The sequence below is a fragment of the Pseudomonas sp. FFPRI_1 genome, from assembly GCF_055384485.1.
Window position 1 is genome coordinate 4858053 of the sequence record NZ_AP029168.1, and the last position, 11435, is coordinate 4869487.

At 63.3% G+C, this 11435-nt stretch carries 9 protein-coding genes and 1 pseudogene; 4 read left to right on the top strand and 6 right to left on the bottom strand.

Annotation, left to right across the window (positions count from 1 at the left end):
• Positions 1–52: 52 nt before the first annotated feature.
• Both ACZ5BO_RS21565 and ACZ5BO_RS21570 read left to right on the top strand, forming a co-directional pair.
• The gene (locus tag ACZ5BO_RS21565) at positions 53–550 is read left to right on the top strand and encodes a GlcG/HbpS family heme-binding protein (protein WP_464696403.1); all 498 of its coding nucleotides are present in this window, start codon (positions 53–55) and stop codon (positions 548–550) included.
• A complete protein-coding gene (locus ACZ5BO_RS21570) occupies positions 547–2085 on the top strand; it encodes an MFS transporter (protein WP_464696404.1) in 1539 nt (512 codons plus the stop codon). The genes ACZ5BO_RS21565 and ACZ5BO_RS21570 overlap by 4 nt, the downstream gene beginning before the upstream one ends.
• Here ACZ5BO_RS21570 and ACZ5BO_RS21575 read toward each other — a convergent pair.
• Positions 2058–2219, bottom strand: a complete 162-nt coding sequence (locus ACZ5BO_RS21575) for a hypothetical protein (protein WP_464696405.1) — start codon at positions 2217–2219, stop codon at positions 2058–2060. The genes ACZ5BO_RS21570 and ACZ5BO_RS21575 overlap by 28 nt on opposite strands.
• Positions 2220–2347: 128 nt before the next feature.
• On the opposite strand from ACZ5BO_RS21575, the gene ACZ5BO_RS21580 reads away from it, so the two are divergent.
• Positions 2348–3415, top strand: a complete 1068-nt coding sequence (locus ACZ5BO_RS21580; protein ID WP_464696406.1) for an NAD(P)/FAD-dependent oxidoreductase — start codon at positions 2348–2350, stop codon at positions 3413–3415.
• A gap of 206 nt (positions 3416–3621) precedes the next feature.
• A complete protein-coding gene (poxB, locus tag ACZ5BO_RS21585; protein ID WP_464696407.1) occupies positions 3622–5361 on the top strand; it encodes a ubiquinone-dependent pyruvate dehydrogenase in 1740 nt (579 codons plus the stop codon).
• 51 nt (positions 5362–5412) lie between these two features.
• Here the strand turns inward: poxB and ACZ5BO_RS21590 are convergent.
• The 5 genes and pseudogenes from ACZ5BO_RS21590 to ACZ5BO_RS21610 all read right to left on the bottom strand — a co-directional run.
• Positions 5413–5760: pseudogene (locus tag ACZ5BO_RS21590) on the bottom strand (alpha-hydroxy acid oxidase); the annotation flags it as partial.
• Between the two features lie 32 nt (positions 5761–5792).
• Positions 5793–6827 (bottom strand): fimbrial protein, encoded by a 1035-nt coding sequence (locus tag ACZ5BO_RS21595; RefSeq protein WP_464696408.1) that lies wholly within the window; start codon positions 6825–6827, stop codon positions 5793–5795.
• A gap of 2 nt (positions 6828–6829) precedes the next feature.
• The gene (locus tag ACZ5BO_RS21600; RefSeq protein ID WP_464696409.1) at positions 6830–9430 is read right to left on the bottom strand and encodes a fimbria/pilus outer membrane usher protein; all 2601 of its coding nucleotides are present in this window, start codon (positions 9428–9430) and stop codon (positions 6830–6832) included.
• A gap of 56 nt (positions 9431–9486) precedes the next feature.
• Positions 9487–10218, bottom strand: a complete 732-nt coding sequence (locus tag ACZ5BO_RS21605) for a fimbrial biogenesis chaperone (RefSeq protein ID WP_464696410.1) — start codon at positions 10216–10218, stop codon at positions 9487–9489.
• Between the two features lie 48 nt (positions 10219–10266).
• On the bottom strand, positions 10267–10812 hold the full coding sequence (locus ACZ5BO_RS21610) for a fimbrial protein (RefSeq protein ID WP_464696411.1): 546 nt from the start codon (positions 10810–10812) through the stop codon (positions 10267–10269).
• Positions 10813–11435 lie beyond the last annotated feature (623 nt).

The following is an 11435-nucleotide window of genomic DNA, read 5'->3' on the forward strand; positions in this document are numbered from 1 at the left end:
CCTAAAGGGCCGGGATAAGCTGAGCGGACCTTCACAGTAGAGAGCCACGGCCATGCGCGTCAAACCCCTGTTTCTGGCAATGATCACCTGCTGCAGCCTGCAGACTGCTGTAGCTGGGGAGATTCGACCCGACGTTGCCCACAAGGCAATCCTTACCCTGGACAATGCCCAGAGCCTGCTGCGAGCAGCCCAGGAAACCGCCAACGCCAAGGGCTGGCCCTGCGCGGTGGTGATCGTCGACGACGGTGGCTGGCCGATTCTCGGCGCACGCATGGACGGCGCCCCGGTGGTGGCCGGGATCGAACTGGCCCAGGGCAAGGCGCGCACTTCGGCGCTGTTCAAGCGCCCCTCGGGGGACCTGGAAAACGCCGTCAATGGCGGCCGCCCCGCCGCCCTCAGCGCCGGCCTGCTGATGATGAAAGGCGCGCAGCCGATCATCGTCGACGGCCAGGTGGTCGGGGCCATCGGGGTCAGTGCCGACACCCCGGCCCACGACGATGAAATCGCCCTGGCGGCCATCGCCACCCTGGCCCAGCGGGTGACCCCATGAGCGCCGTCAACCCGCGCCTGACCCTGCTCACCGCCTCCGGGGTCTGTTCGCTGATCGTCCTGGACACCAATATCGTCGCCGTGGCCCTGCCCAGCATCGCCCGCGACCTGGGGGCCAACTTCGCCGACATCGAATGGGTGGTCAGCGCCTACATGCTGGCCTTTGCCGCGCTGCTGCTGCCGGCCGGCAGCCTGGCCGACCGCTTCGGCCGCAAGCGCGTGCTGCTCTGCGGCCTCGGCCTGTTCATCCTCGCGTCCCTGGGCTGCGGCGCGGCGCCCAACGCCTTGCTGCTGGACATCGCCCGGGCGCTGAAAGGCGTGGGGGCGGCCCTGCTGCTGACCTCGGCCCTGGCCTCCATCGGCCATACCTTCCACGACGAAGTGGAACGGGCCAAGGCCTGGGCCTTCTGGGGTGCCTGCATGGGCATGGCAATGACCGCCGCCCCCACCGTCGGCGGGCTGATCACCGAATACTTCGGCTGGCGCTGGATCTTCTACTTCAACCTGCCGGTGGGCCTGCTGCTGTTATGGAGTGTGCTGCGCAACGTGCCCGAATCCCGCGATACCCAGGCCGCGCGCCTGGACCCCTGGGGCAGCCTGGCCTTCAGTGCCAGCCTGCTGTGCCTGATCTGGGGCCTGATCGAAGCCAACCGCATCGGTTGGAGCCATCCCGCCACCAGCACCCGGCTCCTGGCGGGGATCGCCCTGCTCGGCCTGTTCGTGCTGATCGAACGAGTGCAGCGCCGGCCCATGGTCGACCTGCAACTGTTTCGCCACCCGCGCTTCATCGGAGCCCTGCTGGGCATGTTCGCCTACGCCGGCTGCGCCCAGGTGATGATGACCCTGCTGCCCTTCTACCTGCAGAACGGCCTGGGGTTCTCGGCCATCGCCTCGGGCCTGGGCATGCTGCCCTTTGCCTTGACCATGCTCATCTGCCCGCGGATCGGCGCACGCCTGGCCGGGCGCTATGCCCCGGCCACACTGATGGCCGCCGGCCTGACCCTGGTGGGCTGCGGCAACCTGCTCAGCGCCTGGGCGGTGCAGGCCGGAGGCTACCTGAGCTTCGCCCTGGCCATTGCCGTGACCGGTGCCGGTGCTGGCCTGCTCAATGGCGACACACAGAAAAACATCATGGCCTGCGTGCCCCGGGAGCGTACCGGCATGGCCTCGGGCATGAGCACCACCATGCGTTTCAGCGCCATCATGCTGGCCATCGGCGTGTTCGGCGCGTTGCTCGGCAGCCACACCCAACAGCGCTTGCAGCAGAATCTTGAAACCCAGGCCGGACAATGGCTGCAACAGGCGCCGGAAATTGCCTCGCGGGTGGTCGCCGGCGACATGCAGGGAGCCCTCGCCGGGCTGCCGCAAAGTGCCCGAGCGTTGATCGAGCCACTGGCCAACCAGGCCTTTGTCGCCGGTTTCGCCCTGGTCCTGACCGTCGCCGGGTTCCTCGCCCTGCTGGGCGCACTGGTGGTCGGCAGCCTGATGCGCAAGCCCCTGCCCCAGGCTCAGGGGCTGGCACTGAAGACCGAATAGATCCACGGAGCAGCCGCCAGGCCGGCATTGGCGACCGCGGCATCGACCGGCGCCTGCTGGCCTGCGGCAACCGCCAGGGGCAGCGACACAGGCAGCGCCATCCGGTCTTCGCCGATGCCTGCAACAACCAGCACCGAATCGCCTTTCAGGCTCCGGTTGCACTTTCATAACACTGTGCAAATTGCCCAGACCTCTGGCGAGGATTAAGGTGCGCCAGGCTTGCGCTCAATGAGCCGCCCGGCAAACCAGACAATGAGGTCAAATGGTGCAGGATAAAAACATCATCGTGGTGGGCGCGGGCATTGTCGGCGCGTCCATCGCCTATCACCTGGCGAGCCTTGGCGCCCGGGTCACGGTGCTGGAACAGGCTACCCCGGCCGCCGGTGTCAGCAGGCAGTCCTTTGCCTGGATCAACCAGGCCGACGAATCCCCCGACGCCAGCAATGCCCTGCGCCGCCTGGCGCTCACGGACTACCGACGCCTGCAACAGGCACTGCCGCAACTGGCGATCAACTGGAGCGGCGCGCTGTCCCACACCCGGGCCACCCTGGACTCGGAACAGCGCTGCAAGGTCGCGCCCATCGGCTCGGCCCGCTGGCTGACCCGCGCGCAAATCAGCCAGCTGGAGCCCAACCTCAACTCGCCAGCGCAGCGGGCCCGCTACGCCCGGGACGAAGGCAGCCTGGATCCGGTCGCCGCCATCCACACCCTGCTCGACGCCGCCTGTGCCCACGGCGCCCAGGTGCTCGAACACACCCCGGTGCTGGGCCTGGAGGTCGAAGGCCAGCAGGTCGTCGCGATACGCACCGCCAACGCAGTGCTGCGCGCCGACTGCGTGGTGCTCGCCGCCGGTTGTGCCAGCCCGCTCCTGCTGGCGCCCCTGGGCATCAACCTGCCAGTGCAGGCCTCGCCCTCGATCCTGCTGCGCTTCGATGCACCGCCAGGGCTGGTCAAGACCCTGGTCTCCAACGATCAGCTGGAGGTCCGCGAGGACAGCGACGGTGGCTTGCTGGCAGCCGAAGACTACCTTGACGCGGACGGCCCCAGGGGCCCACAGGCCATCGCGCAGCAGGCCCTGCAAGTGCTCCGCTCAGCGCTGCGCGGAGCCGAGGCCATCAGCCTGCGCAGCGTGGAGGTCGGCCAGCGGCCGATGCCCGTGGACCGCCTGCCGATCATCGGCCACTGTCCCGGGCAGCAGGGCCTGTACCTGGCCGTGATGCACGCTGGGGTAACCCTGGCCGCCAGCGTCGGACGCCTGGTCAGCGAGGAAGTGGTCCATGGCCAGCGCTGTGTCGAACTCGATGCCTGCCGCCCCGAACGGTTCACCTGAAGCCTGGCAGCGCCCCATCCATCCGCGCCCCGGCACGCAACACCCTGGCTCAGGCCTTTGGCGCTCCGCCGCGCCGCGTCAGCCCGCGCCACGCCGCCGTTCACTGCCTGCGACAAGCGCGCCAGTGAACCGGCGGAATCATCTGCCCCCGCCTGTTGTCCTCTGTTGATCGCAACGATTTCTTACTCGAACGGTTGGAGAACTCCATGGCGAACATCACGATTGCCCAGCAATTGGCGACCACCCTTGAGCAAGCCGGGGTCAAGCGCATCTGGGGGCTGACCGGCGACAGCCTCAACGGCCTCACCGATGCCCTGCACAACATGCAAAGCATCCAGTGGATGCACGTGCGCCACGAAGAAGTGGCGGCCTTCGCCGCCGGCGCCGAAACGGCGCTCACCGGGCAACTGGCGGTCTGTGCCGGCAGTTGCGGGCCGGGCAACCTGCACCTGATCAATGGCCTGTTCGACTGCCACCGCAACCATGTGCCGGTGCTGGCGATTGCCGCGCAGATCCCGTCGTCGGAAATCGGCCTCAACTATTTCCAGGAAACCCACCCCCAGGAGCTGTTCAAGGAGTGCAGCCACTTTGTCGAACTGGTGAGCAACCCGGCGCAGATGCCCGAAGTGCTGCACCGGGCCATGCGCAGTGCGATCCTCAATCGTGGCGTGGCAGTGGTGGTGATCCCCGGCGACGTGGCCTTGCAACAGCTGCCCGCCGCCAGCAAACCCTGGCCGGCGCTGCAGGCGCCGCGCACCCTGCCCGCCCCCCATGACCTCGACCGGCTGGTGGAGTTGCTGAGCCAGAGCAAGGCCGTGACCCTGCTGTGCGGCAGCGGTTGCGCCGGCGCCCACGACCAGGTGGTGGCCCTGGCCGAGGCCCTCGGTGCACCGGTGGTGCATGCCCTGCGGGGCAAGGAGCACGTGGAATGGGACAACCCGTTCGACGTCGGCATGACCGGGCTGATCGGCTTCAGCTCGGGTTACCACGCCATGCTCAACTGCGACACCCTGGTGATGCTCGGCACCGACTTTCCCTATCGCCAGTTCTACCCCGGCGACGCCACCGTGGTGCAAATCGACCATGATCCCCAGGCCCTCGGGCGGCGGGTCGGCCTGGACCTGGGCATCGTTGCCGACGTCAGCGAAACCCTTGCGGCGCTGCTGCCGCGCCTGCCCTACAAGGGTGATCGCAGCTTTCTAGAGCAGTCCCTCAAGCACTACGCCAAGGCGCGCCAGGGCCTGGACGACCTGGCCCAGCCCTCCGCTGCCGACCGGCCGATCCACCCGCAATACCTGACCCGCCTGCTCAGCGAACTGGCGGACGACGATGCGATCTTCTGCGCCGACGTCGGCACCCCCACGGTCTGGGCCGCGCGCTACCTGAAGATGAATGGCCGCCGGCGCTTGCTGGGTTCCTTCAACCACGGTTCCATGGCCAACGCCATGCCCCAGGCCATGGGCGCCCAGGCAACGTACCCGGATCGCCAGGTCATCTCACTGTCCGGCGACGGCGGCTTCAGCATGTTGATGGGCGATTTCATTTCCCTGGCCCAGCTCAAGCTGCCGGTCAAGATCATCGTCTACGACAACGCCTCCCTGGGGTTCGTCGCCATGGAGATGAAATCCGCCGGCTACCTGGACACCGGCACCGACCTGCACAACCCGGACTTCGCCGCCATGGCCAACGCCATGGGCATCCTCGGCCTGCGGGTGGAAAAATCCGAGGAACTGGAAGGCGCCCTGCGCACAGCCCTGGCCCATGACGGCCCGGTGCTGGTGGACGTGCTCACCGCCAAGCAGGAACTGGCCATGCCTCCGGCGATCAAGCTGGAACAGGCCAAGGGCTTCAGCCTGTACATGCTCAAGGCAGTGATGAGTGGACGGGGCGACGAGGTGATCGAACTGGCCAAGACCAACTGGCTCAAGGGCAAGCTGTTCAGCTAGGGCCAGGCGCGGCCCGCCAGCCAGGCTGCGAGCACCCGCTCGCAGCACTGCCTAGGGCAGAGGGTAACTGCCCGGCAACAGGATGCGGTGATCCAGGTGCTGCACATCGGTGTGCCCGCACAGCGCCAGGGTCAGGTCCATTTCTCTGGCGATGATCTCCAGAGCCTTGGCCACCCCGGCCTCGCCCATTGCTCCCAGGCCATACAGATGCGCGCGCCCGAGCATGACCCCTTGGGCTCCCAACGCCAGGGACTTGATCACGTCCTGCCCGCTGCGGATACCGCTGTCGAGCCAGACTTCGAGCCGATCACCGACCGCTTCGACGATCGCCGGCAGCATGCGGATGCTGGAAGGCCCGCCGTCCAGCTGACGGCCGCCATGGTTGCTGACGATCCTGGCAAGCGGTGGGCCGAACGGCGCTGACGGAGAACTCACTCGTAGTACAGGGTGAAGAATGCCGTGGTCGATACGAGACCCGAGCTCATGGCCGAAGCACTCGCAGCGGTACGAACGTAACGAGCCGTCAGCGGAATCTTGACCCGCGAGTTGCTGGAAGATGTCGTCTCATACAGGAGTTTTGAGCCCAGTTGTAGTTGAGTGATGCTGCTCATATCGCCCCTGAAAAGTGTGACACCCACTCCGCTCGCCATACCCCTGCCACTGTCGTTGACCAGCACATTGCTGCCGGCGGCGGTCTGTGTACCGTCAACCTGGTAGCTGACCTTCACGCCACTGTCGCAGACCAGATTGATGTTGAAGGTCTTCGCCTTGTCGTTGGCCTGAGGGATCGGCGAATCCCCGAAATCGGTCTTGGCGATGGTCGGCAGGCGCACATCGATGGAGCGGCTGTCAGCGTCCATTTCGCAACCGAGCCCGGTGATTTGCGAACTGCCTACGAGCGATAACGTCGCCACGACCAGTTCGTTATAGGTCACTGTGGAAGTCCCACCAACAGTGACAGCTCCCGCCGAAACATCGATGTCATCGATCTTGATCAGGCGCACCCTCCATTTGGGAGCCAACGGATACGTCGTTGATATTGCCACCTGCCAGTCCAGGCTGGGCAGCGGGGTGATTTGAGTTGGGTCCGGGTGACAGTTGATTGCATGGTTGCACCAAAACACCGAAATACCGATGCCTGGCACGTCTGTGGCAAATACAGAGGCGCCGCCATTGCTGGTATAGCCAGGAACTGCTGCGCCGATGCCGCCGGCATGAGTGCCCTCCACCCGACCGTATCTATTACAATTGACTACGGTTGTGGAGGATCCCATCCAGCCACTGTCCCACACTGCGGTGCCATTGCTGGCGTTGCGCGGGATGCTTAAGGTCGACGGTAGTGCGATTGTAGCCGGCACAACTTGATTGCTGTCCTTGAAGGCGCACCCCTCCTCCGCCAACGGCGAAGACACCGGCACAAGGGCAACGAGTAACAACAAGGCGACGAGCAGAAGCAAAGTTCTCATGATTACCTCGTGAACGTAGGAGGCGGCTGGGGCGCCCCGGAAGATTTGCGGCACAGCGCCTCTGCCTTGATGAAGGGCGACTCGCGCTTGTGCTCCAGCGATGGCAAGCGGTAGCGCACCAGACACTGGCGATCGCTGCTCTCACCCCAGCGCACGGTCAGTTGGCCCTGCTGATCGGTGGCTCGGAAGAACACCTGACTGCCCTGTCCTACCAACGTCAGGCTGTTGCCCTTCGCATCGAACACCTCCGCCCCCACGGGCAGCGCTTTGCGCTGTTCATCTCGCACCGTCAGCAACACGGGCTCACCCGTCACGGTTGGGTAGTTCAGCATCACCACCGCGCCATAGCGCGGTGCAGTGTTCTGCGAGGTGAGTTGTAACTCGACGTCGTCGGCGATGCCCTTCGGATCAAGCGCCACTTCGTTCTGCCGATACGGCATCAAGCTCGACACCACGCCATAGCCGCTGCCATTCACTTCGGCGCCGCTGCTGTTGAACAGCCGGGCGCCCTGCGCGCCCTTCGCTTCGACGATGGCGCGGGTTTCACCCTGGGTCTGACTGAAGGTGATGCCGCCCGGGTGCACCACCACACTGCCGGACAAGCCCAACCCGAGCTGGCGGTAACCATCGCCTTCGCTGTAGTTGCCCGACAGGTTGGTGCTGGCGGCGCGGTACTGCACGTTGCCGCCGCCCGAGTTGCTACTGTCTCCATCGGTGCGCGAACGCGAGCCGTAGACGCCATAGTTGAACTGGCTGAACTCGCCGAGCGCACCTGAAACGCTCAGCTGGCTGTTCAGATCGCCCTTGCCCGAATAGGTGGTCGAGCTGCTCAGGTAGGGCGCATGGCTTGAACGGCCTAACGGCAGCGACAGGGTGAGCATGTACTGCGTGTCGGTTTCGCCGCGTCTCATCTCGGTGCGGCTGGCCGACAGGCTCATGCTGCCCCAGCGATAGCTGTTGGAGTAACCGGCCTGGTAGCTGGTGTCGCTGGACTGGCCAGCATGCCAGTAGTTCTGTGAGGAACCACTGAGGAAGAGGCTGCCGTAGCCATCGGCCAGGGGCTGGTTGACGTTCATCTGCAAGCGGTTGCGCTGACGACGCGGCGACGTGGCGCTGGGATCCTGGGCCTGGGCGTAGTCCCCGAAGTTAAGGTAGCCCTCGCTGGAGAACCGATAAGCCGCAACAACGAAGTTGGTGCGCGTACTCTCCAGTAGCTTGCTGTAGCTCAGGCGATAACTCCGGCCGCTGGCCGAAGGGCCCAGGCCATTATGCCTCTGCAGGCCGGAGGCGCTGGAATGGGTGGCATCAAGGGCGAACGCCCCCAGCGAGGTACTCAGTGCCAAGCCGCCTTGTACCGCCAGATACTGGTCGGCGATGATGCCGCCGGTGTAGCCGGTCCACTGGTTGGAGATACCGCGCTGATAAGTACCCTGGGCGAATCTTGGCTCCTCCTTGAGCCGGTCATCGCGGTACTTTCCGGCAGTGACGCTGTAGCGCGAAGTGCCTGGGCGCAGCAGCTGGGCCACCGAGGCGAAGGGCACGGTGAAGCTGCGGGTGCGGCCGTCGGCCTCGGTCACCATCACTTCCAGGTCGCCTGAGTAACCGGTGTTGTACAGATCGTCGATGACGAACGGGCCGGGCGCCACGCTGGTTTCATAGAGCACGCTGCCACCCTGGCGCACGGTCACCCGCGCATTGCTCTCGGCGGTGCCACGGATGGCCGGGGCGAAACCGCGCTGCGAGTCGGGCAACATGCGATCGTCCGAAGCCAGCTGGACGCCCGTGTAAGGCACGCTATCGAACAGATCCGAAGGCGTGTAGTACTCACCCAGCGTCAGCTGCGACTTGAGGCCGGTCAGATCGCGCTGAACATAACTGCTCACCGCATCGTAGTGGCTGGTCGTCGGACCGCTGCCACTGCTACGGCTATAACTGCCGTTGTGGCGCAGACGCCAGTCACCCAGGTTCACCCCGGCGTTGAGGCCGGCGTAGTACTGGGTGCTGTTCTGGCCGCCACCGTCGTTGCGGTAGGCGTTGGCGTTGTAGTCAACGAACCCGGCGGTGACGCCACGGTCCCAGTCGCGCGGGTCTACATAGCCGCGGCTAGTGCGATTGAGGAACGCCTGCGGAATGCTCAGGTCCAGACGCAGGCCCGCCAGGTCCAGCTCAGCACGGGCATCCTTCACATGCCGGGCGACATCCACACAGTCAGCCTCCAGCTCCGCCGCATCGGGCAGACGCGCCGCGTCCAGCCCGAGGCTCGCCAGTTGGCTGCGCTTGAAGCAATAGAGCGGTGTCTGGCCATCCTTTTCTTCTTGCACGCGGACGTACTGCCGTCCGACCCAGTTCTGGTTTACGTAGACATCTAGCCGATAGCTTCCTGGCGCCACCTGATTGCCACGTTCGAAACGCGCTATATCCACCTGCTGGCTGGCCGGGCCCTGAAGAAACTTTGGGTTGAAGGAAGCTTGTAGGACGTCTGTACCCGCTGCCGCCTGACTCGCACCTCCGGCAAAAACGATACTCGCGATGGCAGTCAGTAGTCCGGGAAGGTCACGTATACCAATAGTGCAATAACGAGATAAGCGAACCGTCGTGCTCATGTAAATACCTAACATACGAAAGAGCAGTCGCAACACCATCTCTTCTCTGTTGTGACTCAGCGCAATCTGGCGGTCTGCTCGGGGGCGGCACCGAAGTCGCTCATCCAGCGGAAGCGCACCTTGCCATCGCCCGTGTCACCGCTGTAACTCGGCAACGGGAAATCACGATGACTGAACGGCACGATCATTCCGCCGCCGGTATCCGTTAGGCGGCCTCCTTGCTCTAGCGACAACGCACTGAACGACAGGTGATAAGGGCTGGGATTCTCGCCACGCAACACATAGCCGTCGCCCTGGTGCTGTACATGCCAGGTCACCTGTTCGATAGCTTTGGGCAGATCGGCCGGCAGGCCGCTGGGGCGGTAGAACAATTTCAGGCGCGAGCGCACAGCGATTTGCATCATGTTGGCGCCGGTGTCCTGCGGCAGCGGCGGGATCTCCAGCGCGTTGAACCAGAACAGGCTCTCGCGCTCCTGCGGAAGGGCTTCGCCGGTAAAAGTCAGGCGTACGCTCTGCCCTTTCTGCGGGTCGAGACGGAAGATCGGCGGCGTCGCCAAGAAGGGCGCATCAGCATCCTGCGCCTTGCTTTGGGGGTCACCACGATCGACCCAGATCTGCATTAGAACGGGGACTTGCCCTTTGTTGGTGAGCTTTATGGTGACTTCGCGTTCCTTCGCGGGGTATACGATTCGCGTTCCATCGATCAATACGCCGGCGTGGGCGACGGATAGAGTGGACAGGCAAAGCAGTACGCTGCTGAACACGTAGCGTAACCAATAAGCAGACATTGCTGGTTCCTCTGAATGACCCGGGACTTACGCCCCGGGCTAAGCGGATTACTCGTAGGTCAGCTGGTAGTTCGCCATGGCTGCTACATCACCGATGCCAGCGCTACCCGCTTGCGAGTAGTACTGCACGTAGTACTGCAGGGTGACCGGCGTCGAGCCGCTAACAGTGACCGCACGAGCCAACTGGCTGGTGGCGTCGTCGGTATTGATGTTGATCGCCGCATAGTTTTTATCGAGCACTTGCACCTGCACGTCACTCGCCGCATTAGCGGCGGTGTTTTTCAGGTTGCCATAGGCATCCACATTGCTGTCCGGAACGAACGCAGCGGAAACCTTCACCCCGTCGGCGCAACCAGTCACCTTCATAGAAAAGCCGCCACGACCGGTGCTGCTCTGCGGGGCAGCGAGCAGATCCTTGTCGATGGGAGGCAGCTTCACACTGACACTTGTGGCAGTGGAGTCGAACACGCAACTGGTCTCAGTGACCTTGCCGGTGATGTTGATCACGCCGGTCTGCGGGGGAGCCGCGTAAGCTTGGGTGCAAAGACCGGCGCTCGCTATACAGAGCAATGCAGCGCGTAGTTTAAATTTCATTTCACTCTCCCGAATATTTAAAAACACCAATTGCCAACCTGTCGACCAGGAACTTTCCTAGTACGGATACCACAACGTTAGTATGACTACCGACTGGTAACCTCATCGCAAAAACCACTGACCAACAACACAATAAAAACAGGAAAAATCCGATCAAAACACCCTTCAATTTAAATACTCAAACACCAACTGACCCACATCAACATCAATGCAGAAAACTACCAAGAACTTTCTTGAAGATTCACAAGACCACTTCCAAGACCACTCCATATACTTACAGACAAGTTGCAGATCGAAGACCTTTGTAAATTGAAGCTTCTCGTAACCGTTCAGCCTGTCGCGACAAGCCTCACCGTGCCAAAAACCACACTCACCACGAACAACACCAATCCCCTCAACACCAGCAGCTTCAGCGATGAGGTGATCGACCGAGCCTGTCTGACGAGGAATAAATCGGCTCGCGCCAACTGTTTGAAAGTGCCTTCAGCGAAACTTATCAATAGTTCGCGCACGCATATTTAACATTGGAATGATTCGCAATAATATTTCAATATTTTTGCAAATTAGCCGGGACTTAACACATCAAGTGATCCTACGTTTGACACACAATTATAGCGTCGATG